This is a genomic window from Enterococcus sp. FR204, from assembly GCF_031143325.1.
GTDB classification, from domain to species: Bacteria; Bacillota; Bacilli; order Lactobacillales; family Enterococcaceae; genus Enterococcus_B; species Enterococcus_B faecium.
Window position 1 is genome coordinate 40,171 of the sequence record NZ_JAKZIW010000009.1, and the last position, 25,158, is coordinate 65,328.

General features: G+C 37.2%; 24 protein-coding genes, 1 tRNA gene and 1 other annotated feature. Of the genes, 21 read left to right on the forward strand and 4 right to left on the reverse strand.

Features of this window, described 5'->3' with window-relative positions:
* The first annotated feature begins 13 nt into the window (after positions 1–13).
* A complete protein-coding gene (rsmI, locus tag RG571_RS03965; protein ID WP_002318291.1) occupies positions 14–886 on the forward strand; it encodes a 16S rRNA (cytidine(1402)-2'-O)-methyltransferase in 873 nt (290 codons plus the stop codon).
* A gap of 108 nt (positions 887–994) precedes the next feature.
* Positions 995–2,116, forward strand: a complete 1,122-nt coding sequence (dinB, locus tag RG571_RS03970) for a DNA polymerase IV (protein ID WP_002318290.1) — start codon at positions 995–997, stop codon at positions 2,114–2,116.
* 53 nt (positions 2,117–2,169) lie between these two features.
* Here the strand turns inward: dinB and nrdG are convergent, their stop codons facing one another.
* Positions 2,170–2,772, reverse strand: a complete 603-nt coding sequence (gene nrdG / locus RG571_RS03975) for an anaerobic ribonucleoside-triphosphate reductase activating protein (RefSeq protein ID WP_002318289.1) — start codon at positions 2,770–2,772, stop codon at positions 2,170–2,172.
* 437 nt (positions 2,773–3,209) lie between these two features.
* Positions 3,210–5,399, reverse strand: coding sequence for an anaerobic ribonucleoside-triphosphate reductase (nrdD, locus tag RG571_RS03980; RefSeq protein WP_002339602.1), 2,190 nt, complete (start codon positions 5,397–5,399; stop codon positions 3,210–3,212).
* A 325-nt stretch (positions 5,400–5,724) separates the two neighbouring features.
* On the opposite strand from nrdD, the gene RG571_RS03985 reads away from it, so the two are divergent.
* From RG571_RS03985 to RG571_RS04035, 11 genes are all read left to right on the forward strand, one after another.
* A complete protein-coding gene (locus RG571_RS03985) occupies positions 5,725–6,492 on the forward strand; it encodes an ABC transporter ATP-binding protein (protein WP_002304285.1) in 768 nt (255 codons plus the stop codon).
* Positions 6,482–8,524 (forward strand): ABC transporter permease, encoded by a 2,043-nt coding sequence (locus RG571_RS03990; RefSeq protein WP_002339603.1) that lies wholly within the window; start codon positions 6,482–6,484, stop codon positions 8,522–8,524. The genes RG571_RS03985 and RG571_RS03990 overlap by 11 nt, the downstream gene beginning before the upstream one ends.
* A 280-nt stretch (positions 8,525–8,804) precedes the next feature.
* Positions 8,805–8,954 (forward strand): teichoic acid D-Ala incorporation-associated protein DltX, encoded by a 150-nt coding sequence (locus RG571_RS03995; protein WP_308947775.1) that lies wholly within the window; start codon positions 8,805–8,807, stop codon positions 8,952–8,954.
* Positions 8,955–8,964: 10 nt separating this feature from the next.
* The gene (gene dltA, locus RG571_RS04000; RefSeq protein ID WP_002339604.1) at positions 8,965–10,479 is read left to right on the forward strand and encodes a D-alanine--poly(phosphoribitol) ligase subunit DltA; all 1,515 of its coding nucleotides are present in this window, start codon (positions 8,965–8,967) and stop codon (positions 10,477–10,479) included.
* Complete coding sequence (gene dltB, locus RG571_RS04005) at positions 10,476–11,681, forward strand: D-alanyl-lipoteichoic acid biosynthesis protein DltB (RefSeq protein WP_002332099.1); 1,206 nt, start codon at positions 10,476–10,478, stop codon at positions 11,679–11,681. The genes dltA and dltB overlap by 4 nt, the downstream gene beginning before the upstream one ends.
* A 44-nt stretch (positions 11,682–11,725) precedes the next feature.
* Positions 11,726–11,959 (forward strand): D-alanine--poly(phosphoribitol) ligase subunit DltC, encoded by a 234-nt coding sequence (dltC, locus tag RG571_RS04010; RefSeq protein WP_002288092.1) that lies wholly within the window; start codon positions 11,726–11,728, stop codon positions 11,957–11,959.
* Between the two features lie 2 nt (positions 11,960–11,961).
* Positions 11,962–13,230: a D-alanyl-lipoteichoic acid biosynthesis protein DltD gene (gene dltD, locus RG571_RS04015; protein ID WP_002339605.1), complete on the forward strand. Its 1,269-nt coding sequence runs from the start codon at positions 11,962–11,964 to the stop codon at positions 13,228–13,230.
* A gap of 140 nt (positions 13,231–13,370) precedes the next feature.
* A complete protein-coding gene (locus RG571_RS04020) occupies positions 13,371–14,453 on the forward strand; it encodes a M42 family metallopeptidase (protein WP_002288096.1) in 1,083 nt (360 codons plus the stop codon).
* Positions 14,453–15,256 carry a DUF975 family protein gene (locus RG571_RS04025; protein ID WP_002288098.1) on the forward strand — a complete coding sequence of 268 codons (804 nt, stop codon included), beginning with the start codon at positions 14,453–14,455 and terminating at the stop codon, positions 15,254–15,256. The genes RG571_RS04020 and RG571_RS04025 overlap by 1 nt, the downstream gene beginning before the upstream one ends.
* A 69-nt stretch (positions 15,257–15,325) precedes the next feature.
* Positions 15,326–16,066, forward strand: coding sequence for an MBL fold metallo-hydrolase (locus RG571_RS04030; protein WP_002299607.1), 741 nt, complete (start codon positions 15,326–15,328; stop codon positions 16,064–16,066).
* Between the two features lie 10 nt (positions 16,067–16,076).
* Positions 16,077–17,081 (forward strand): lipoate--protein ligase, encoded by a 1,005-nt coding sequence (locus tag RG571_RS04035; RefSeq protein ID WP_002339606.1) that lies wholly within the window; start codon positions 16,077–16,079, stop codon positions 17,079–17,081.
* Between the two features lie 44 nt (positions 17,082–17,125).
* On the opposite strand, the gene RG571_RS04040 is transcribed toward RG571_RS04035, so the two are convergent.
* Positions 17,126–18,970 carry a hypothetical protein gene (locus tag RG571_RS04040; protein WP_308947507.1) on the reverse strand — a complete coding sequence of 615 codons (1,845 nt, stop codon included), beginning with the start codon at positions 18,968–18,970 and terminating at the stop codon, positions 17,126–17,128.
* 211 nt (positions 18,971–19,181) lie between these two features.
* Here RG571_RS04040 and RG571_RS04045 point away from each other — a divergent pair, with 211 nt between their 5' ends.
* The 5 genes from RG571_RS04045 (at position 19,182) to RG571_RS04065 (ending at position 23,165) form a co-directional block, all read left to right on the forward strand.
* Positions 19,182–19,700, forward strand: a complete 519-nt coding sequence (locus RG571_RS04045) for a signal peptidase I (protein ID WP_002299609.1) — start codon at positions 19,182–19,184, stop codon at positions 19,698–19,700.
* Positions 19,701–19,827: 127 nt separating this feature from the next.
* Positions 19,828–20,511 (forward strand): O-methyltransferase, encoded by a 684-nt coding sequence (locus RG571_RS04050; RefSeq protein WP_002288107.1) that lies wholly within the window; start codon positions 19,828–19,830, stop codon positions 20,509–20,511.
* 308 nt (positions 20,512–20,819) lie between these two features.
* Positions 20,820–20,893 (forward strand) — tRNA-Arg (locus tag RG571_RS04055).
* 158 nt (positions 20,894–21,051) lie between these two features.
* The gene (locus RG571_RS04060; RefSeq protein WP_002323271.1) at positions 21,052–21,411 is read left to right on the forward strand and encodes a DUF1304 domain-containing protein; all 360 of its coding nucleotides are present in this window, start codon (positions 21,052–21,054) and stop codon (positions 21,409–21,411) included.
* 122 nt (positions 21,412–21,533) lie between these two features.
* Positions 21,534–23,165 carry a SulP family inorganic anion transporter gene (locus RG571_RS04065; protein ID WP_131774307.1) on the forward strand — a complete coding sequence of 544 codons (1,632 nt, stop codon included), beginning with the start codon at positions 21,534–21,536 and terminating at the stop codon, positions 23,163–23,165.
* A 61-nt stretch (positions 23,166–23,226) separates the two neighbouring features.
* Here RG571_RS04065 and RG571_RS04070 read toward each other — a convergent pair whose 3' ends face one another.
* Entirely contained in the window at positions 23,227–23,868 is a 642-nt protein-coding gene (locus RG571_RS04070) for a uracil-DNA glycosylase (RefSeq protein ID WP_002343047.1), read from the reverse strand.
* Positions 23,869–24,053: 185 nt separating this feature from the next.
* Positions 24,054–24,130: a sequence feature (ribosomal protein L21 leader region), on the forward strand.
* A gap of 19 nt (positions 24,131–24,149) precedes the next feature.
* Here RG571_RS04070 and rplU point away from each other — a divergent pair.
* From rplU to rpmA, 3 genes are read left to right on the forward strand one after another with little or no spacing between them, the layout of a single operon-like run.
* Positions 24,150–24,458: a 50S ribosomal protein L21 gene (rplU, locus tag RG571_RS04075; protein WP_002289450.1), complete on the forward strand. Its 309-nt coding sequence runs from the start codon at positions 24,150–24,152 to the stop codon at positions 24,456–24,458.
* Positions 24,459–24,484: 26 nt separating this feature from the next.
* On the forward strand, positions 24,485–24,829 hold the full coding sequence (locus RG571_RS04080; RefSeq protein ID WP_002343046.1) for a ribosomal-processing cysteine protease Prp: 345 nt from the start codon (positions 24,485–24,487) through the stop codon (positions 24,827–24,829).
* Positions 24,830–24,841: 12 nt separating this feature from the next.
* Positions 24,842–25,135 carry a 50S ribosomal protein L27 gene (gene rpmA / locus RG571_RS04085; RefSeq protein ID WP_002289452.1) on the forward strand — a complete coding sequence of 98 codons (294 nt, stop codon included), beginning with the start codon at positions 24,842–24,844 and terminating at the stop codon, positions 25,133–25,135.
* The last annotated feature ends 23 nt before the right edge of the window (positions 25,136–25,158 follow it).

The window sequence follows — 25,158 nt, forward strand, 5'->3', positions numbered from 1 at the left end:
GAGATTGTGACAGATGTATAATCAAAAAAGTTTCAAGGGAAATCCGGTATATGGGGATTTATATCTTGTACCGACGCCAATTGGAAATTTAGAAGATATGAGCTACAGAAGTGTTCGTATGCTGCAAGAATCCGATCTTATCGCAAGTGAGGATACGCGTAATACACAAAAGTTATTGAATCATTTTGAAATCCATACACCCCAAAAAAGTTTACATGAACATAATTATAAAGAACGTGTCCCTCAATTGATTGCTTTGTTAAAAGAAGGAAAAACGATTGCTCAAGTCAGTGACGCAGGAATGCCTTCCATCAGCGATCCTGGACATGAGCTAGTTTTAGCCTGCATAAAAGAAGGGATTTCTGTGATCTCTATCCCAGGACCTACAGCTGGGATGACGGCTTTGATTGCTTCAGGGCTAGTGCCTCAACCATTTTTATTTTATGGCTTCCTTCCACGTAAGAAAAAAGAACAGAAAGAAACATTGAAAAAGCTAAAAGAACAGACAGCTACGCTGATTTTTTATGAGTCACCTTATCGGATCACTGCTACATTGACAAATTTCTTAGAAATTTTTGGAAATCGCCAAGTCGTTTTGTGTCGAGAATTGACAAAAGTCCATGAAGAATACCTTAGAGGAAGTACGGAAGAGCTACTCGCTTATATCGAAGAACATCCAGTAAAGGGTGAATGTTGTCTGCTTGTAGAAGGGAATTTGTTTGAAACGCCAGTGACGGAAGTTGATGAAGAGTTGGGAACGTTAAAGGAACAAGTAGAAGCAAAGATCGCTTCAGGCGAAAAACCAAATGCTGCTATCAAAGCAGTAGCGCTGAAAAATGGGCTGAAAAAACAAGAAGTCTACCGTCAGTACCATGAATTAGACTGAGATAGTATAAGTTGTCTATAATGAAAGACTAATGGGGAAATCAGCTACTAACTTTTCAAATCTCTTGAACGCGAACGAATGTTCTTGTATAATAAATAAGAGGTGAGGATGATGGAGCTGCAATTTCCTTTACATAATGATACATCAAGAAAAATCATTCATATTGATATGGATGCTTTTTTCGCTTCGGTTGAAGAACGAGATCATCCTGAGTTTCGCGGACATCCATTAGTAATTGCCAGACACCCCAGTGACACTGGTGGGCGTGGAGTAGTGACTACAGCAAATTATGAAGCAAGAAAATTCGGAATTCATTCAGCAATGAGTGCACAAAAAGCGTATGAGCTTTGTCCGCAAGCCATCTTTAAGCCTGGCGACCATCATAAATACAGCGATATTTCCAAACAAGTACGGGAAGTATTCTATCGTTATACAGATATTGTGGAACCAGTTAGTATCGATGAAGCGTATCTTGATGTGACCGAAAATAAAATCAATTGCAAGTCAGCCATCAAAATCGCCCGAATGATCCAAGCAAATATTTGGGAGAGTGTCCAGCTAACATGTTCTGCGGGAGTAAGTTACAATAAGTTTTTGGCCAAATTAGCATCAGACTATCAAAAACCTAGAGGAATCACGGTAGTTGCCCCTCAAGACGCTGTGCCATTTTTAAAAGCTTTGCCAATTGAAAAATTTCATGGGGTAGGGAAGAAAACTGTACCTAGAATGCATGAGCTAGGGATTTATACAGGAAAAGACCTATATGAATGCACAGAAATGATGTTGATTCGAAATTTTGGAAAAATGGGCTATTCTCTTTATCGTAAAGTCAGAGGAATCCATGATTCTCCAGTAAACGTTACAAGAGAGCGAAAATCTGTGGGAAAAGAGCATACTTATGGGCAGCCGTTGCAAACGGAAGAAGCAGTGCTGACTCAGTTGCGCCAACTAGCTGAAAAAGTAGAAGAAGCACTGAGAAGAGTCCAAAAACATGGGAAAACAGTAGTTTTGAAGGTCAGGTACACGGACTATTCTACTGTGACCAAAAGAGTGACATTGCCAGAATATATCTATAAAAAAGAAGCACTCTTTTATCAAGCAAGCCTTATATGGGAGGAAATCTTGGGAGTAGAAAAAGGGATCCGATTGTTAGGGATTACTTTGACGAATCTGGACCCGATGACTTATGAAAACATCGTCCTTCCATTATGGGAAAATCAAGAAATATAAAAACAGCTTTGAGAGTTGAAACCGGAAATCCGTTTTCTCTCCCAAAGCTGTTTTTATATCAAGTCTTGCTTTTTGATTTGTTCATAGGTTTCTGTTGCATCCGTACATTTTTCCCAAATCACAACTTGATTGGATTCTAAAGATTTTTGGACGTCAATGATCCGCTGGTTGCTACTTCCGCGAAATTGTAGTTTTAGGTCACGTTTGCTTAATTCAAAGCGTCCGTCAACAAGGATATCGATTTGCGAAAGGAGTTCTAATTTATCTTCTGAATCTTGTAGCAATTCATCAAAGGTATAGCCTGTCCATGACCAGATATCTTTTGTCGTACCGAACTCTTTTCGGATACGTCGTACGACTTGCAGACAAACATCTGTATTCAAAAAAGGCTCGCCACCAAGTAAAGTTAATCCTTGCACGTAATCGTTGCGCAAGTCAGAAATGATTTGTTCTTCTAATTCAGGTGTGAATGGTTTGCCATATCGGAAATTTTGTGCAGCTTTGTTGAAGCAGCCTTCGCAGGCAAATAAGCAGCCGCTAACGTAAAGACTGTTGCGGACACCTTCACCATCGACAAAATTAAACGGTTTGTAGTCAGCAATATAGTTTTGGCTGTAGTCTTTTGCTAACCATTCTTTTGGTGTTGGATTTCTCATAAAAAAACTTCTTTCATTTAAGGTTCAAAGATATAGCTATTGAAGATAAAATCTACTCGACCACATAAATAAGAACAAACTGACCTAAATCCATTGTTCAAGAAAGCTTGTTCTTATTTTGATAGAGGGCGTTCAAAGATACAAAGCCATCGAAAGAGGGTGGTGAAAAAAGACTTGTCATAGCCTCTTATTCTGAATAAACGGTGTTCAAAAGCTTGCATCTGCGGTAATAAGCCCAACTAACGAAAAATATGAGGAGCTATTTTTGTTTAGCTGTTCTTATTACTTGATGCAGAACAGCTTTTTCACAACCTCTCCACTAAACGGTGTTCAAAAGCTTGCATCTGCGGTAATAAGCCCAACTAAACGAAAAATATGAGGAGCTATTTTTGTTTAGCTATTCTTATTACTTGATGCAGGACAGCTTTTTCACAACCTCATTTCATGTGTTTCACACGTGAGGAAATTTCTTTATGGCGACCATGTACCATCGGACGAGCTTGCGGATTTCCTAAATAGCCACAAGTACGTTTGACTACATCACATGTTTTTGGATCATGATTTCCACATTCTGGACATTCGAATCCTCGTTCTGTCGGTTTGAAATCACCTTCGAAACCACATTGATAGCAATGATCGATTGGCGTATTCGTACCAAGATACCCGATTTTGTCATATGCAAAATCCCATACAGCTTCTAAAGCTTTCGGATTTTGTTGGAGCATAGGGTATTCACAGTAGTGGATGAATCCACCTGAACAATATTTTGGATAATCCTTCTCAAATTCCAATTTTTCAAATGGCGTTGGGTTTTTACGCACATCATAGTGGAAACTGTTTGTATAATATTCTTTATCTGTGATATTTTCGATGATGCCGAATTTTTCTGTATCCAAACGGCAGAAACGGTCAGTTAGACTTTCACTTGGAGTTGAATAGACACTGAAATGATAACCATATTCATCCCCCCATGCATCTGCATTAGCTTTTAATTCTTTGACGATATCAAGTGTGAAAGCTTTTGCTTCTGGGTTTGTTTCCCATTCGCCACCGAAGAAAGCTGAAGCAACTTCATACAATCCAATGTAGCCTAATGATACAGTAGCTCGACGGTTTTTGAATAATTCATTGACAGAATCGGTACGTGAAAGACGTTTCCCGAAAGCACCATACATATATATAATTGGCGCATTTGCTGGAATGGCTTCTTTACAACGTTCTACACGATAGAGAAGCGCATCTTTCATGATTTCCAAACGGTCAGACAGTAACTGCCAGAATTTATTCTGATCTCCTTTTGATTCGATCGCGATTCTTGGCAAATTCAATGTAACAACACCTAAATTCATTCGTCCGACATTTACTTCTTGACCATTTTCGTCTTTCCACCCTTGCAAGAATGAACGACAGCCCATAGGTACTTTGAAACTTCCAGTTAATTCAACGATTTTATCGTAATTCAGAATATCAGGATACATTCTTTTCGTTGCACATTCCAATGCTAGTTGTTTGATGTCGTAATTAGGATCTTCAGGGTTTAAGTTCACACCTTTTTTCAAAGTGAAGATCAGTTTAGGGAAGATAGCTGTCCGCTTTTCACTCCCTAATCCATTGATTCGAATCTGTAAAATTGCTTTTTGAATTTCTCTTTCAAACCAGTTTTCTCCTAGTCCAAATCCTAATGAAGTGAAAGGAGTTTGTCCATTTGAAGTAAATAAGGTATTGATTTCATATTCCAAACTTTGCATAGCATCGAAGATATCTTTTTTGGTTTTTGCTTTTGCATATTCTTTTTGTCGTTCTGGCGAATCGATCCATTCTTCCGCATCTTTTAGATGTTTTTTATAGTTCAATTCTGCAAAAGGAGCAAGCAATTCATCTGTTCGGTCGGCAGAACAGCCACCATATTGACTTGACGCTACATTGGCAATAATCTGTGAGATTTGTGCTGTGGCGGTCTGGATAGATTTTGGCGATTCGACTTCGGCATTGCCGATTTTGAACCCATTGTTCAGCATGCCTTTGAAATCAATCAAGCAGCAATTCGTCATCGGTGTATAAGGATGATAATCCAAATCATGGTAATGGATATCGCCTTTTTGATGCGCATTTGCTATATGTGGTGGCAACATTTTCAGTCCGATTGATTTTCCAACGATCCCGGCTGTCAGATCTCGCTGTGTATTGAAAACATTACTGTCTTTATTTGCGTTTTCGTTCACGACAGTTTGGTCCTTGTTGATTAGCTTTTCAATCGAAAAGTTGATATCTGTTGCTTTACTGCGAGCAAAATCTCGTTTGGTACGATAATTGATGTACTCTTCTGCTAATTCATATTCGTTTTTTTCTAGTAATATATGTTCCACGATGTTTTGAATCTCATAGATTTTGACATTTTCAGCAAACCGGCTTTTGATTTCTTGGACAACCAAGTCTGCAATCATTTGAATTTTTTCGTAAGTAAGTGGTGATAATGAGCCGTGAATTTTCTTTTCTGCTTTGATCAGTGCTTCATTGATCTTTTGTTCATCGAAATCAACATGGCGGCCATCGCGTTTGATGACTTTCATCTGGGATGTCTCTGGCTGCTGAGTAACGACAGTTTTTTCTTCATAATTTACTTTCATTATCTTCAACTCCTGCTAAATTGTTCTTGTCTATCATAAAACAAAATCTGGGAAGGAGCAACTAAATATCGGCTATATATAGTATTCAATGTGCTGTATAATTGGATTTCTATACTATATGTAGTGTATATTTTATTGTGAAAAAAGGTGAAAACTTGTAGCTGGTGGATTTGTTTTTTGCATATTTAATTTTGCTGAATAAAATAATTGAATAAAATTTTTTATTCAGTCCAAGTAAAAATGACAAAAACATAAGAGCAAATTATTCGTAGATATGCTACTATGCAAATAAATAGAAATGAAAAATGAAAGAGGAGGAGAAGAATTGGAAAAGATGATCGAAGTGAAACATCTAAGTAAAAGCTACGGCAGCAAACTTTCTCCCGTCAAAGCCTTAGATAATATCTCATTCACAGTAGAAGAAGGCGAGTTTGTTGGGATTATGGGCCCAAGTGGTGCAGGAAAGACAACGCTGATGAATATCTTGTCCACGATCAATTTGCCTACGATGGGCAGTGTCTCGATCCAAGGAAAAGAAATCACAAAAATGAAAAATAGTGAGCTCAGTGACTTTCGTCGAAAAAAACTAGGATTCATTTTTCAAGAGTTCAATTTGATCGATACCCTAAATGCAAAAGACAATATCCTATTGCCCCTAGCAGTTGAACGGATGACTAAAGAGGAAATGGAAAAGAGAGTAAGACATGTAGCTCAATTGTTGAATATAGAAGAACTGCTCAAACGGTATCCCGATGAACTTTCTGTCGGACAGAGACAACGAATTGCAGCTGCTAGAGCACTTGTTGTTCAGCCACAAGTGATTTTTGCAGATGAACCAACTGGCTCTTTGGACTCGAAGTCGGCTACAGAATTGTTGAACTACTTGAAGACCATGAATCAAAAAGAAAAAGCAACGATACTGTTAGTCACCCATGATCCATATACAGCAAGCTACTGCGATAGAATTTTATTTATTAAAGATGGTGTGATTTTTTCTGAAGTTGTCAGAAGAGGGACAAGAAGAGAGTTCTTTGAGAAAGTAATAGACATGCAGGCGACGATTGGCGGAGGAGGAAAAATGAATGCTGTATAAACTAGCCGTTAAAAGTTTTTTTCGGCAGTCACGAGGCTATCTTGTTTATTTTTTCAGTTTGACTTTATCCGTAATGATCTATTATTCCTTCAGCGCAATGACCTACGATCAATTTTTAGTCAGAAGAGCAAGTCAAGATACTTCGATAGATGGTGGATTGAGTTTTGGCGGATTTATCATTACTGTTGTTTTGCTTTTTTTCGTATTCAGTGCCAACCGATTTTTCTTGAATAGAAGGCAAAAGGAAATAGGCATCTATCAGCTTTTTGGTATGAATAAACTGCAGATATCAGGTATATATGTGTTAGAAATCATGATAATTGGATTGTTCGCCTGCATTTCTGGGATATTACTCGGTATTATTTTTTCCAAACTCTTTTCAATGATTTTGGTTCGAATGATGGATATGGATCTTACTAGTCCATTTTTTATCTCCATTCCATCAGTAGTAGATACTTTATTTGCTTTTTTCATCATCCTTTTAGCAGTATCTGTATATTCAATATGGAAAATATGGCGCTATCCAATGATTCGAAGTTTTGGAGAAAAAGAACAAGCAGATAGTTCAACAATGCGCTTCAGGACAAGGCACCGATTACTCGCAGTCATCGGGTTACTGCTTTTAATGAGCGGATATTTTGGAGCTAGTCATTTTAGGGAAATCACTTCATGGATGATCAGTTATCATTATCTTGATACATTAGTTTTCTTTTTTTCTTTTTTAATTTTTTTCGTTTGTGTGGTCGGTACTTATTTGTTTTTCTGTTATACATTTCGGTTATTTTTGATCATATTGAGTAAATGGAAGATTTATTACTATGGTATCAATTTTTTGATAATGGGTAACACGCAAGTTCATTTGCTCAAAAGTTGGCGTACAAATTCTCTGATTACAGTCATTCTCGGAATTTCTTTAATGACAATTGGCGGCACGGCTAGTATCTCTACTATTTTATCCTACCAGGAGAAAGTTTCCTCCCCGATGGACTATCAGTTTGATGTTGAGACAGAGAAAAAAATCAAGCCGATTCTAGCAGAGGAAGGGCAGAAGATAACTAAAGAAATCACCTTGCATTATAAAGTCATTGGGAGTATCTATAGTCAAAATCTCGAAGAACCTATGTTTCAAACTGCTAATCTGATCACGGAAACACAATATCAAGCCTTCAGAAAAGTTAATCCAGATTTGCCGAACATTTCTTTGAAATCACCTGGTCATACTGTTTTGCTTGATCAAATGCAAACTCTTTTTCGGAATATTTCATTATATGGATCTAGTATTGGACTGCCAGATAATCAAGAATTGAAGATTCAACAAATGCTTCCAAGTGTATTAGGTGACGAAACAATCGTATATCTAAGTCCTGTACTGATTGTAGATGATACCGTTTTTGAAAAAGCAAAAGGTGTGGATTATCAAGTAGTCAATGTAGATGTATCAGGTGGAAATAATGAAAAAATAGATGAACGACTGAGCAATGACCTGTCGATAAAGTGGCTCAATGCTGTTTATTATTCTTATGATATCGTAAATGGAAGTCTACAAGGAGAAATTAGCACAAAGAAACTTCCGGATGACCAAATGAAGGAAGCACAATTTAGCCAAGAAAGCTCTCGTTTGAATTTCTCTTCCAGCTATTCGAAATTGCGTGCAGTCAATCGGCGAATCGGTATCAATATTTTTGTCACACTATTTGTCGGGATGATCGTGATTATTGCTACTGGTAGTATTTTGACAGTCCGGCAATTAGCAGAAGCAGAGGAAGAAAAAGAAAATTATCACCTATTGACTAAGCTGGGGATTCCACAAAGAAGGATCAGACGGATGATCTTCGAGCAAAACGCACTTACCTTCTTTCCACCCATGATATTAGGGATCACTCACGCAGTATTTGCAATCAATGTCTTCACTCAGTATATAAAAACTGCCGATTACTGGTTGGCTTATCTTGTGAGTGGCTTATTGATCCTTATCTATCTTTTGCTTTATGTCATTACGAGTCAGTTATATTGTCGGATTATCGAGGAATGATATACGGAATAAGACAAGATAATAAATAGAACTAAATTTTGAATACCATTTATTTGGAATAAGAGGTTGTGACACGATTTTTGTCACAACCTCTTTATTTTTTATATTTTTTAAAAGTACGAGAAATTATAAAGAAAAAAGCAGTGATTTGATGTGCTATTTTTATAAAAGCTATGTGACAAAACTGTTAGTAAAAAAACGGTTTCTGTAAGCTAGACACATGTTTCTTTTTGTCAAAATTAGTTACACTTTGTGTGAGGTTATATGAGGAGGGAATCCAATGAACAAATGGCGTTCTAATCCAAAATTGAATTATTGGGGAAAATTCATCATTCGAACAATTTTTTATAGTGCAGTACTGCTGTTCCTGATTTATCTGTATAACTATAAAAATATTCAAGGAGGAACTTTTATCTATAACGAATTTTAGGAGGAAGAGTATGGAAATCAAAACGATTATTGAAGCAATCGATGATTGGGGAATAAATGAACCTGATCGAGTTGCTTATCAGGCGGATGAGACGCATACTTTTGGTGAATTGAAACAAGCATCAGACGCACTTGCTTATTATTTAGAAAAAAAGGTAGAAGGCGATGGACCAATTGTCGTTTTTGGCAATTTGGAGTTTGAAATGATTGTCTCATTTCTAGGGGTTGTCAAATCTGGCCATGCCTATTTGCCGATTGAAGAGCATACACCCAAGGAGCGTATCCTGTCGATCTTTCGGGTGGCTAAACCATCTATGGTCATCAGTATCGGGGACTGGATAGAAGATATTCCTTCGGTTCCTGTCATAACAAAAAAAGAATTTCAAGAAATCAAGAAGATACCAGTAGGATTTTATCCCAGAAATAGCGTAAAAGGTACAGAAAATTTTTATATTATTTTTACTTCTGGTACTACTGGAGAACCAAAAGGCGTACAAATCAGTCATGATAATCTAGTCAGCTTTGTTCAATGGACGATGGAAGACTTTGGGATCAAGCCTGGTATGCATTTCTTAGCCCAAGCGCCATTTTCTTTTGATTTATCGGTATTTTCTATTTATCCTGCATTAGTTTCTGGCGGAATGCTGAAGCCGTTAAATAAAGCAGTTGTTCAAGACTTTCGTCAATTATTCGCGACATTGCCAGCCTTGAAGTTGAATGTGTGGGTTTCTACTCCATCATTTATGGATATTTGCTTGATGGAACCTACATTCAATGGAGAAAATGTGCCGGAATTGGACATGTTTTTATTTTGCGGAGAAGAATTGACGAAAAAAACTGCAGAAAGTCTATTTGATCGATTCCCAAATGCACGGATATATAATACTTACGGTCCAACAGAAGCAACTGTAGCTATTTCAAGTATTCAGATTGACCAGCATGTACTAGATAGTTATGACCGACTACCGATTGGCTACGTAAAAAAAGACACGAAAGTTTCTATTGTCCAAGAAGGCAAACCTGTTTCAAAAGGAGAAACGGGTGAAATCATTATTGCAGGACCAAGCGTATCAAAAGGTTACCTGAACAATCCCGAAAAGACAGCTGCTGCGTTCTTTTGTCAAAATGACTTAGCAAGTTACCATACAGGGGATGCAGGTAGACTAGATGAAGATGGGCTTTTATTTTATGAAGGACGTATGGATCAGCAGGTCAAATTACATGGATACCGGATTGAACTCGGGGATATCGAACATTATCTGCTCCAAGACAACCGAATCAAACAAGCTGTCGTCGTACCAAAATACCAAGGAACAAAAGTACAGCAGCTGGTTGCTTTTGTCGTATTAGAAAACAAAACGAAACAGCCGGATTTTCAGTTGACTAAATCTATCAAAGAACAACTACTAGAAGTTGTGATGGATTATATGATTCCTCAGAAGTTCCATTATGTCGATCTGCTGCCTCAGACAGTTAATGGAAAAATCGATCGAAAAAAATTAACAGCTGAGGTGAATCCTGAATGATGTTACCTCATATGATCCCTTATGCAGAGCCGTTTTATTTTTTTCTTTTAGCCATTGCGCTTGTACCGATCGTTCTATCTTTATTGATATGGGAAAAAAGATTACCAGTTTATCAATCAGCAGTGACACTTTTCTTTTTATTTGTCAGCTTTGGAGGTAATTATTGGCAACAGGGAGCGGCGCTGATTGGGTATGTTTTGTGGCAGACGATACTTGTATGGGGCTATTTTGTTTATCGGCAAAGGAAAAATCAGACAGGATGTTTTTTTGCCGCCGTTATTTTAGCGATAATTCCACTGTTTTTAACGAAAGTGACTCCTTTTTTTGAACATGGAAAAGCATCGTTACTTGGTTTTTTAGGAATCTCTTATTTAACCTTTAAATCTGTACAAATGATCATGGAAATAAGAGATGGCATGATCAAAACATATAAGCCATTTCGTTATATCCAGTTTCTGCTGTTCTTTCCAACAATCTCTTCTGGACCAATCGATCGCTATAGGAGATTTGAAAAAGATCAGCTCCATCCGCCTGTTCGTGATAAATATGTTGATCTTTTGGGAAAAGGCGTCCAAAATATTTTTGTCGGTTTTTTATATAAATTCATTATCGGTTATTATTTTGGTCAAGTACTGCTTCCTGTAGTGGGACGCATTGCCTTACAGCATGGTGGTATTTCATGGGCATTAGTAGGTTATATGTACGTGTACAGTATGTATTTGTTTTTTGATTTTGCTGGCTATAGCTTATTTGCAGTCGGTACAAGCTACATGATGGGGTATCAGACACCAATCAATTTCAATAAACCTTTTTTATCATGGAATATCAAAGAATTCTGGAATCGTTGGCATATGACGCTGTCCTTTTGGTTCCGTGATTATGTATATATGCGATTGATGTTCTTCATGATGAAGAAAAAATTTTTTAAAAGCAAGATCGTAATGTCAAATATCGGTTATTTTGCTTTGTTTCTTCTAATGGGTATATGGCATGGATTGACGTGGTACTACATCGTATATGGACTGTATCATGCTTGTCTGATCTGTCTGACAGATGCATGGATCCGATTTAAGAAGAAGCATAAAGAGCAGTTGCCTTCTAACAAATTTACGCATGGCTTAGCCGTATTTTTGACATTTCAAGCAGTATGTTTTAGCTTCCTGATTTTTTCAGGATTTTTAGATAAACTTTTTTTTAGCTAACGAATAGTGACATATTAATTTATATAACAAAGGAGAAAAGGAAAATGGAAGAACAAATTTTATCAATCTTAGAAGAAATAACAGGAACAGATGAAGTAAGAAAAAATCGTGATATTGATCTATTTGATGAAGGGTTGCTTGATTCTTTAGCATCTGTTCAATTATTAGTCGAGCTAGACGGAGAGCTGGATATCCAAGTCCCTGTATCTGAATTCGAGCGAGAGGATTGGAGCACACCGAATAAAATCATTCAACAAGCAACTGCATTGAAGGGTTGAGTATGAAAAAGAAACTTTTTGCTATTTTCGGCCCGGTTGTTTTAGCTGTTGGCTTACTGTTTGTGTTTTTTACCTCCTCCTATCAAGTAGATATCTCTAATCCAGAAACGATTAGACGTGCCTCTTCTTCCATGTCAGTGAACGTGTTGAAAGGAGATGCGATAAAAAATTATGCATTATCTGAAAAACAATATATTCCTTTTTTTGGCTCAAGTGAATTAAGCAGAATCAGTCCATTTCATCCGTCTGTTCTGGCAGAAAAATACCAGCGAAACTATCGTCCATTTTTGCTGGGAGCACCCGGGACACAATCGTTAAGCCAATATATGATGATGCGCTCTGCAGGAGATGCTATGAAAAACAAGAAAGTCGTCTTTATTATTTCTCCTCAGTGGTTCGTTAAAAACGGTGTAAAAACTGATTACTTTAATACGTATTATTCTGAACTTCAAACATACGACTGGTTGTTTTCAATGAAGAAAGTAACGCCTGCTGATCGCTATTTAGCTAGAAGATTATTAACTTTCTCAAAAGTAAAAGAGAATGATACGTTGACGGTGATTCTGCAAACGATCAAAAAAGGGAAGCTACCTTTACCTGAATCTTTGAATCAGCTGCGCAGCCAATGGAACATGCTGAAGAGAGAGGATGAAGTATTCAGCAATATTGGGTTGAAAGATCGACAGCAAAAAATCGATCATGAGTCAAAACGATTACCAAAACAATACCAAGAAACAGAATTATCCATTTTAGCAAATCAAATTGGAGAACGAGAAACGACGAATAATCCATTCGGGTTGAAAAACGATTTTTATACGCATCGTATCCGAGCCCACGAGCCAGAGCTCAAACAGTCACAAAAAAATTGGGATTATCGTTTTTCGCCAGAATTTTCTGATTTTCAGCTGGTCTTGGATCAATTAGCAAAAAACCATAACGAAGTATTGTTCATCATCCCACCGGTTAACGAGAAATGGAGCGATTATACCGGACTATCTCAAGAAATGTTACAAGGATTTGCCAAAAAGATCAAATTTCAATTAAATAGCCAAGGATTCAATCGAATAGCTGATTTTGTCAATCAAGCGGGTACCAACTATTTTATGGAAGACACGATCCATCTAGGCTGGAAAGGCTGGTTGGCTGCAGATCAACAGATCAGACCGTTTTTAGAAGAAAATCATATTACTGCTAGTAAGTATCATCTTGACGATGCTTTTTTTAGCAAATCTTGGCAACATCAAATACCAGATAAACTACAATTAAAATAAAGAAAACAGGCGAGTGTTGCTCGCTTGTTTTCTTTATTTTTGAATATTCTGAATAAAAGATAAAAATACCAAGTTTGCCTGAACAAAAATCATAAGCAATGGTATAATCACAATATGAATATAGAAATGGGGGAAAACATTTGGATACAAAAGAAGAACAGCTACTTATTGATTTAACTTCTGCAAAAGGAGTACCTGGAAATGAAGAAGAGGTAAGAGAAGTATTCAGAGAATATGCCAAACCATTCGCTGATGATATTTTTTATGACGGTTTAGGCAGTGTGATTGCCAAACATGGTGCTGGCGGAGGCCCCAAGGTCTTTATTTCTGGACATATGGACGAAGTTGGTTTTATGGTAACAAAAATAACCGAAAAAGGATTCTTGGAATTCCAAACTCTTGGAGGTTGGTGGGGGCAAGTCATGCTTGCTCAGCAAGTTGAAATCAAAACACGTGAAGGGAAAATCGTCCACGGTGTGATTGGTTCCAAACCACCACATGTTTTAACACCTCAAGTAAGAAATAAACCTTATGAAATAAAGGATATGTTCATTGATATTGGCGCATCAAGCCAAGAAGAAGCCAAAGAGTGGGGCATACGTCCTGGAGATATGGTCACTCCATATATTGAATACAAACGAATGAATGGCAGTAAATATTTACTGGCAAAAGCATGGGATAATCGTATCGGGACAGCTGTTTCTCTGCGAGTATTAGAGAATCTATCTAAAGAAGCACACCCAAATGTTTTATTCGCAGGAAGCGATGTGCAAGAAGAAGTAGGCTTGCGAGGTGCTCGAACAAGTACACACCTTGTAAATCCCGATATTGCTTTTGCTTTAGATACTGGTACAGCAGGAGACACTCCAGGAATGACACCAAAAGAAGCAGATTCGATTTTAGGAAAAGGCCCACAGATTTTGATTTTTGATGCATCTATGATCCCGCATAAAAAATTATTGAATTTTGTTATTGATGTAGCAGAGGAAATGGATATTCCATTCCAATATACAGTGATTTCTGGCGGAGGAACTGATGCAGGACAAATGCATTTGACAAGAGATGGTGTTCCGTCTGTAGCCATTACCGTTCCTGTTCGTTATCTGCATTCCCATACATCAGTGATTCATGAAGATGATTATTTGAATACAGTGAAACTAGTCACAGAATTAGTGAAACGGCTTGATAGTGAAACAGTTGAAAAAATTCGGAGTTATGAATAATGAATAATAGAATACCTATTTCTGAATATCGGAAAAAAGCACGAGTTTCTTTGGAAAATCAATGGGGAATCAATACTTGGCTTGTTTTCTTATCTATAATATTTACGAGCGTCATCCAGAACTTTTTTGACGGTTTCAGTCCTTTTCCGGAAGAAAGCATGCAGCAGCACTTATTGAGTTTTCTAGTCGATAATTTACTTTTATTCGCATTCAACTATGCATTGTTTTACATTGCGCTAGTAGTTGTACGGGGTGGCAGACCAAAAAGTAACCTTTTATTTTCAGTTTTCCAAAGAAAGTATTTTGGTTCGATACTTGGCATCAATTTGATCAATTCAGTCATCAACTGGCTACTCAACAGTTTAATCTTTCTGCCCATGTTTTTAATCAGCGGAGTGAGTACTTATATGCAGCTGCTTTTCAGTTCAAATGCGGTACCTACGGGTGTCATGCCAGAAGATTTTCTTGATATCAGCTTTGTTTTATCGATGATAGGGATGATTTTTGTTTCAGCACTCATCATGAGTATTGTTGGCGGTTTATTCCAATTTGCTGCATGGACAAAGTTCGACTATCCTGATTTGTCGGTTATTCAATGTTTGAAATATGGCTGGTTTTTATTGAAAGATAGAATTGGTACGTATATTTTGTTGCAGCTGTCTTTTATCGGCTGGTATTTGCTAGGAGCAATCGCTTTGTTCATCGGTCTTTTGTGGGTCATTGTTTATGTGAATGTGTCAGTTGCAGAATTTTATGAACAAGCACGGATTGAAAAAGGAGGTCCAGACGCCTATTTTACTTAGCATGTAAGCAGTTTATTCATCAAAAAAATAACTTTTGTGGTAGGATAAATCTTTGAGGGGGAATGTACGATGAAATTAACTGTTTTAGGATGCTTAGGAGCGTATCCTTATAAAAATCAAGGGACAACAGGTTATTTGCTTCAATCTGACGGGTTCAATTTGTTGATCGATGCAGGTAGTGCTACGCTGATCAAATTACAAGAACACCTTGATCCACTTGATCTAGATGCTGTGATCCTTAGCCATTATCATCATGATCATATTGCTGACCTTGGTGTATTACAGTATTACTGGCAACTTCATCCTAAGAGAAATCCGGAGACATTGCTTTCAATTTATGGACACACAAAAGATTCCATTCACTTTGAAGAATTGACGATGGAAAATGTCTCAAAAGGACATCCTTATTTTGAAGCTGAAGAATTAAAAATTGGTCCTTTTCTGATTACTTTTATGGAAACAATCCATCCAGTAGTATGTTACGCCATGCGTATCGTAGAAGAAACAACGGGGAAAGTATTCGTATTTACAGGTGATTCAGGTTATTTGGAAAGTTTCGCTGATTTTGCGAAAGATGCTGATTTGTTTCTAGCAGATACCTATCTTTTTGAAGGAAATGAACATCATCATGCCCATTTCACTTCAAAAGAAGCTGGAGAACTTGCGAAATCAGCTAACGTAAAGAAACTTGTACTTACACACCTACCTCAGTTTGGTGATTTAGAACAATTGAAAAATGAAGCGCAAAAGGCAGCAGGCAAAGGAATTGATGTAGAACTTGCTGCAGTTGACAAAGTGTTTAACATTTAGGAGGAAGAACATGATTTTTGTACCAAATGAAAACCACGACCCAAGAATCAATTTAGCAATTGAACAATATTTGCTGCAAGAAATGCCTTTAGATGAACCTATTTTGCTCTTTTATATCAATAAACCTTCAATCATCATCGGCAGAAACCAAAATACGCTTGAAGAAATCAATCGAGATTATGTGGAAGAAAATGGCATTCATGTTGTCCGTCGCTTAAGTGGAGGCGGAGCTGTCTACCATGATTTTGGAAACCTGAACTTTAGTTTTATCATGCCTGATGATGGGGATTCATTCCGTGACTTTGCGAAAGTAACACAACCAATCATCCAAGCACTTCATGAATTGGGTGTTGCTGGGGCGGAATTGAAAGGCCGAAATGATCTAGTCATTGATGGCATGAAATTTTCTGGCAACGCGATGTATGCTACCAACGGTCGGATGTTTGCTCATGGAACAATTATGTTCGACTCTGATATCAATGAAGTAGTCAATGCATTAAAAGTAAAAAAAGACAAAATCGAATCAAAAGGAATCAAATCGATCCGTTCTCGTGTAACGAATATCAAACCATTTCTTCCAGAAGAGAAGCAAAAAATGACAACAGAAGAATTTCGTCAAGAAATCTTGTTGAAAATTTTCGGCGTAGAGTCAGTAGAAGAAGTAAAAACGTACGAATTGACTGATGAAGATTGGAAAAAAATCAATCGAATCTCTGAGGAATATTATCGAAATTGGGATTGGAATTACGGGAAGTCTCCAGATTTCAATTTCTCTCGCCAAAAACGTTTTTCTATCGGTTCGATTGAAGTCCATTTGAATGTCTCAGAAGGAATGATCAAAGAAGCAAAAATCTTTGGCGATTTCTTCGGACTAGGAGATATCTCTGACGTGGAAAAAAAATTGGTTGGACAGAAATATGATAAAGCATCTCTATCAAAAATAGTCAGCCAAATTGATGTGAAGAAATATTTTGGTGCGATAGAACCAGAAGAATTGCTTACCTTACTTTATTGAAAATAAAAAATAGCGGAATCCACATATATGGATTCCGCTATTTTTTATACAGGATTCGGGTAATTTCGAGAGAGTTGAACAGTGATCCGATCAATGAAAGTATCTTTTTCCTGCGTTAGTGTTCCTGTGTAACGATCCGCTACGTCTTTCATCATCATTAAGTCAAAACGTTCCTGATCATCTAATTCTTCTGTGATGCCTCGACTAAATAGATTTGTATCGTAATGTGCACTATGTTCGCAACAAATGACGAAATGTTCCTCTTGTTCGTGTATCGACAAATAAATTTTTCGATACAGTGGATTTTCGATGGCATGAGTTTCTCTAAAGGAATGCTCTAAAGCGTGGATCAAAAGTTGAGCCAGATCGTCATCGTTGATAGGAAGTTCTTCGAGAAGATCTGCTTGGAAGGTTATCTGAATATTCCGTTTGGCAGCTAACTTCTGGTAACGCGCTAAGATAAGATTTGTCACCTGGTGGTTGCAAAAAGAACACAGCATTTCGAAATTTTTTGCTTCTTCTAATATCTTTTCCACATAGTTTTTAGCTTTTGTTTGGTCCGTATGCATTAAATCTTGCAGATTCTCCATCTCTTGGACAAATTCCAGGCGAAGTGTATTTACTTCTTGGATATGCTGTCGAAGCTGCTCATAATGTTGCTCCAACAAATCATTTTTGATTTTTAAGAAATCTACTTGTCTCCGATCTTTGTCGGTATTTAAGATGTGATCGATTAGATTGTAGCTGATAATAACGATTAGAATGATAATATACAAAATCGTAGACCAATTGATCGTTGTTTGATAGATACCTAATGCCGTTTGGATGTAAATCAAGCAATGGATAATGGCTACCAAGACGATCCAAGGTGTACAAGCTACATAAAAACGGTTATTCTTATATGCTTCGCCAATGCATGCAAGTGAAGTGACTAAAGTGCTTATAACACTAGCAATATTAGCAATCGGCATTAATTCAGGAAGTTCTGCAGGAGTAAAAGTTGCATAAAGCAGAACGCCGATAAAAATCAAAAGTTGGAACGTACAAAAAATTCCGTACCATTTTTTATAGTAAAACATTCGGCTCCAATAGTGGCAGATGATGAAAGCTGAAGTTAAGATAATAAATAAATGAGATAAAAAAGAATGAACGAATGGTTCAAAAAGAATACCACTTAAAATATCTTCTGATACAGCTTCAAATCCTAATGCCAAAGCAAAGCAACTTAAGAGAATAAGTGAGTATTCAAGACGTTTTTGTTTATACATCAAGTAGATCGTATAGAAAAAGGTCCCTATAGCGATAAAAACAGCGATTATCATCGTCAATACTTGCGGCACTGATTGTGAATAAATAAAACTAATCAATGGTCCAGTTGTTCCTAGATAAACTTTCGGTGGCAGTCCAGCATAGTTCTGATAAGGAGATGAGACTGTAAGAGTCAATTTTTTTCCGATATAATTTGCTGGTAAATCTATCACAGCCAATGAGAGTCCGGGATTGCTTTCTTCCTGATAATCTTTCCGTTGGTATAAAATCTTTTCGCCTAGATATACAGTAATCCATTGATGGTTTCCTTTGATTAGTAAATTTGCTTCGTCCAACGGTTTTTCAAGTGTCGTTTCCATAATGAATGTTTCGTCTTTATCCACGGTAGGAATCGTACGAGTGTACTTGCTGTCAAACTTAAAATCAGGATCATCTTTTGTATAGAAAACCCACGAATCTTTTATTTCTTTCATTTGATTGCTGTCCGCAGGAGAAAAAATAAAATAAAAGAAATAAGCAATTCCTGTTAAAAATAACAATGATAATATAATGATTATGCTCCACTTTATACGTAAATAAAAAGATTCTTTTTTATTATATATGTTATTAAAAAAAGCCATAAAGGTATTCCTTTCTAAAACTCGTAATGTTAGGGTAAACGTTTTTTAAACTAACGTCAATTATTTATAATAAAAAATGAGATAAAGATGAGGAAATAGAATTAGAAACATGTAATTATTAAAGGGGAACATTTTTACAGCTATAATTTGAAAAAAATTTATCGTTATTATATGATTAAGAAGGATTGAATAAAGAAAGAAGTTGAAAACGATGCCTGATTACAAAAAAATAACTTTTATAAGTTCTATAACGTTGATTATATTTTTAATTCTTATTCTTCTCGTCGTCTTGGTTCCCCGAATTTTTGGTTTGACTCCTTATATTATTGAGGACAAAGAAATGAGTCCATATTATGCACAAGGAAATCTGATATATGTACGACCGAAAAATACAAATGAGATTTTAGTCGGAGATATTATTACATATTATGAAAATTCAGGAAAAAAAATCTCGACGCGTCGCGTAATAGCCGTTGAAAACAACCACGAAGATTTTTATACAAAAGCTGATACAAAGACTTATATTGAGCCTGGAGTAGTAAAAAAGAGAAATATTATCGGTAGTCCCATCTTTCAGATTCCATATATTGGACTAGTCCTTTCAAAAACGGCATTTGCATGGATTCAGGGGTTATTCTTTACGATTGCTTTTTGCCTAACAGGAATCACAGCATGGAATACTTTTGTAGAGTTGAAAAAGAAGCGGAGACGAACACAGAAATTTTTGTAAGAATGTTAAAAACATAAATGTATTCCAGAGATCCAACGACTCTTCTGAACATGAAACACGAGAAAACACTCATGCAGCTTGTAGATTTAGTCAGTTGTTCGTATAATGTGTGAAGAGGAGGAGTAGTATGCGCAATGAAATGATGCATCGTCCTGTAGTCAAAGAAGAACTATTGGATTTTATGCGTACCCAGCAAAAAAAATTACCGGGTGAGCTAGGCAAACTGGAAGAAGAAGCTCATGTAGCAGAAGTACCAGTTATTCCCCATGAAACAGTTGTATTTTTGAAATTTTTACTTGGACAGCTTCAGCCTGAACGAATCTTGGAGATCGGAGCAGCTATCGGTTTTTCATCAAGTGTCATGGCCACGACAATCGGAGAAAACGCTCATGTTACGACAATTGATCGTTTCGATGTCATGATCGAGAAAGCTAAAAAAAACTATGAACGTCTAGGACTGACAGATAAAGTGACTTTGCTTGAAGGTCAAGCAGCAGATATCTTGCCGGAGTTGTCTGGTCCGTATGACTTTATTTTTATGGATAGTGCAAAATCAAAATATATTGAATTTTTACCTGAATGCTTACGTTTGTTAAGAAAAGGTGGCGTTTTGATGGTAGATGACATCTTCCAAGGAGGAACGATCTTGCTCCCAGATGAAGAGATTCCCCGTGGCAAACGAGCTATCCATCGTAAATTAAATGAATTTCTTCGTGTTGTGATGGATCATCCCGATTTGACATCGACAATCTTGCCATTAGGTGATGGTGTGATCTTAATGACAAAGGAATCAGAAACAATCGAGTTGTGATACATGATTATGGCAGCCTGTAGATAATCGATTGAATCGAGGGCTCAATTCGAACTTGATGTAAAAGTTTCTATATTTGTAAGTCAATTAAAGGATACAGGAAATCTAAATAAACAGGAGTAGCATGAAGTCAATGTAGCTCCTGTTTTCAATTGATAACCTTAGAACAGCTGAAGGAGAATGTCTCGTTTTAAAAGATTGATTTAGTAGTTGGGCCAAAATAATTCATTATTTGCTAATTAAATAACTATTTCGTATTGACAGAAGCAATTTAATTATCTATAATTATTGATGTTCCGCTGATTCTTGTCATAGTAGCTCAGCTGGATAGAGCATCCGCCTTCTAAGCGGACGGTCGGGGGTTCGAATCCCTCCTGTGACGCTAAAAAACCGTTAGAAACTGAGGTTTCTAACGGTTTTTCTTTATTTTTTGTGCCAATATTGTTTGTTTTTAAAGGCAAATAAAATAAAAAAACATCCTTATCGAGTACAATTATAAGGAGCAAAAAAATAAAATTCATCAGAAAAGAGGAAGAAGATATGACGATACTATCGAAAATTTTAGTGACTCTAGTTGCAATTGAATTTTTTTATATCATGTATATCGAAACGGTGAGAACTGATTCTGACACGACAAGTAGGGTTTTTAAAATGAGTAAAGAAGAGTTAAGCAGAAAATCTGTTCAAACATTGTTTAAGAACCAAGGAGTGTACAATGGACTATTAGGAGTGGGACTACTTTATGGAGCTTATCTTTCTTCCGCATCTAAAGAAATCACAAGTATGCTATTAATATCTATTTTTTTTGTTGCATTATATGGCAGTTTGACTAGCGATCGTTGGATTTTACTCAAACAAGGTGGGCTAGCTCTGTTGGCATTGCTTTCTATTTTCTTATAAATATAGAAAAAATAAGAATTTATCTAACAGGAAACTTTGTGAAAAATATTACTTTATCTCATGAAATATGATATTCTAATGAATGGTATTTTAGAAAATTTCATGAAAAAGGAGTTAGATAGGTGTTCAAAAATTATGTTTCCTCACTAAAAAAAGAATTTTCAGGTTATGATCTTTCAAGATTTCAGAAAGATCTTTTGGCTGGGATCACAGTAGCTGCCGTAGCATTGCCTTTAGCCTTGGCTTTTGGGGTGTCAAGCGGAGCTGATGCGGCCGCAGGTTTGATTACGGCTATCATTGCCGGTATCGTTATTGGCGGTTTATCAGGCGGTTTTTATCAAATATCAGGTCCGACAGGTGCGATGGCAGCTATCTTGATGTCTATTGCGGCAACAAAGGGAATGCAAGGTGTATTGCTTGCTACTTTTTTAGCGGGTCTATTTTTACTTGCAGCAGGACTTTTCCGATTAGGAACACTGACTTCTTTTATCCCAGCACCCGTAATTACGGGGTTTACTTCAGGTATTGCTATCATTATTGCATTAGGTCAGATCGATAATTTATTTGGTGTTCACTCGGAAGGTACAAACGTTATTGAAAAACTAAGTAGTTATCAAACGATAGGATTTCCGATAAACACAGTCTCTTTGATCATGGGAGGGCTAGTCATTTTAGGGATGTTTATCTATCCAAAAAAATGGGCGAAACGAATGCCTAGTTCGCTGCTGGCTATCATTTTGGCAACAGCAGTTATGCTATTGTTCCATTTACCAGTAGCAACTGTGGGTAAGATTCCACAAACATTGATCAGTAGTAATCGTTTGAATATGGGAGATTTTAGCTTTTCTGCCTTGCAACAAGTGGCAGTTCCAGCTATTAGCATTGCTTTATTAGGAATGATTGAAAGCTTGCTATGTGGTGCTTCGGCTGGCCGAATGGCAAATAAGCCCTTAGATAGCAATCAAGAATTAATGGCGCAAGGAATTGGAAATCTGTTGCTTCCTTTCTTTGGCGGGATTCCTGCTACTGCGGCCATCGCCCGTACAAGCGTGGCCATCAAATCTGGTGCACAAACTAGATTAGCTGGTATGATACATGCAGTTGTCTTACTGCTCTCCATGCTTGTTTTTGCGCCAGTGATGTCACAGATTCCAATGCCAGCACTTGCAGGTGTTTTGATCGTGACGGCTTGGCGTATGAATGAATGGGAAACGATCAAGGAGCTATTTACTAATAAATGTTGGTCAGCAGTTCTATTGTTTATCCTTACGATGATTTGTACAGTTATCTTTGATTTAAGTATTGCTATCGTGATCGGGGTGATCGGCGGCTGTGTATTTTTTGTTGTCAAAAGCGCTGCTATCACGATTTCATTAGAAACGATCGATTGGCAAAGAATGGGGCTGCCAGAAACGGAAAAGCTGAATAACTGGACAGTAGTGTATATTAGTGGTCCACTGTTTTTTATGTCTTCAGAAAAACTCAAAAATAAATTGGAAGAACTAAATCATCACGATGGTGTCATTTTCTCCATGCGAGGCGTACCAAGTATTGATTTGACGGCACGTGCAGTTTTTGATGAATTTCAAGAAAAAGCAGAGCAAAGAGGACAAACGATTATCTATACTTCCTTGCAGCCAGAAGTAGAAAAACAACTTTCTCACTTGTGGGAACATACATTCACGCATCAACATCAAACAGTTGCTCATGCGTTGACAGCTTTACATGCGAAATATACTGCAATTAGCCATTAAAACAATGAAAAAGAACAGACAAGACTGTAAACTGAAGATTTTATGGTCTTGTCTGTTCTTTTTAATCTTGCTGTAAAAGTGAAGCTAGTACTTGCCAGTCTTGATGGATAACAGGTACAAGGGAGCGATTGTAGAAAATAGCTGCTGGATGAAAAAGTGGAAGAATTCGATAGTTTTTTTCTGACCATTCGTAGGCATCCTTTTGTTCTGTTAATTGTAAGACAGGCCCTGTATAGAGTTGACCATGATTTTTGGTAACCGTATATTCTTTGCCAAGTAAACGTTGAAGACCAATGTTTCCAAGTGTCGCAATTAATTTTGGCTGGACCTTCATCAGTTCGTAATCCAATATTGGTGCATGCGCAAATACTTCGGAACGAGTAGGTGTCCGATTTGGATAAACAGTTTCTGACTGTTGTGTCCGTTTATTGATCCGATGAGTCACGCGATACGGGCGGCTCCTTACAGCACTGGTGATATACACCTCTTCTCGTGTTAAGCCAGTTGAAGAAAGTGCCTGCATCAATTCTTTTCCAGCTTGACCGCTAAAAGGAACATGCGTATCAATCTCTGTTTTCCCTGGGGCTTCTCCCACGAGCATCAGTTTAGGATGAAGAGGTCCTTGCCCAGCGATAAATCCTTCTACAGGACGGCCGTTCATTCTTAAAGAAGCTTCTTGTATCAGTTCTTTTGGGTATTCCATTTATGCTCCTCCTTTTTCTTTTATTATAAGAATAAAAGAAACACAATGCGACTATTTTATTTGGTAGAACTGTGAGGATAGAAAAGCAGAAGTATTGCTTGAATTTTTGTTTTACTTTTTGATTTTAAATTTAGTTGACTAACGGTTGCTGTTCTGGTAAGCTAGTACTGTTGTAATTGTGGACTCCACAGCTACAACCGCTCAGAACAAGTAATAAGCACAGCATATGCTGTCACTTCGGATGGCGAGTCTAAGTATATCAGAAGGAGGTGCTTTATAGCATGTACGCAATTATTAAAACTGGTGGTAAACAAGTAAAAGTTGAAGTGGGACAAGCAATCTATGTTGAAAAACTTGACGTTGAAGCAGGAGAAAAAGTTGTTTTTGACGAAGTTATCTTAGTAGGCGGCGAATCTACAAAAGTAGGCGCTCCAACTGTTGCAGGTGCAACTGTTGAAGGTACTGTTGAAAAACACGGCAAACAAAAGAAAGTCGTTACTTTCAAATACAAACCTAAAAAACATTCACACCGTAAACAAGGTCATCGTCAACCATATACAAAAGTGGTTATCGACGCGATCAACGCTTAATAGCGTTTGAGAAAGAAGGCCTATATATGATCAAAGGAACATTTAAGCGAAATGACGCAGGTCAGATCGTTTCATTCACTTTGACCGGGCATGCTGATGCTGGTCCTTATGGAAGTGATATCGTTTGTGCGGGTGTTTCTGCGTTAGCGATCAGCACTGTCAACGGGATTGCCTCATTAGCCGGTTTTGAGCCGATTGTTGAAATGAATGAAGAAGAAGGCGGTTATTTTTATACCGAAGTCACTTCAGGAATGACACAAGAACAAAACAATATTGCTGAGATTCTATTAGAAAATCTTTTATTAGGATTACAATCGATAGAAGCTGAAAACTCAGAATATATCCAAATTAAAACAATTAATGATAAATAGGAGGTGCAGACCATGTTGTTATCTATGAATCTACAATTATTTGCCCACAAAAAAGGTGGCGGTTCTACATCTAACGGCCGTGACTCAGAATCAAAACGTCTAGGTGCTAAACGTGCTGATGGACAAACAGTTACAGGTGGATCAATTCTTTACCGTCAACGCGGTACAAAAATCTATCCAGGTGTAAACGTGGGTATCGGTGGAGACGACACTTTATTTGCAAAAGTTGATGGCGTAGTACGTTTCGAACGTAAAGGCCGTAACAAAAAACAAGTGTCTGTTTATCCAGTAGCTCAAGAAGCTTAATTGAATCTTGTGATTAAAGAGGT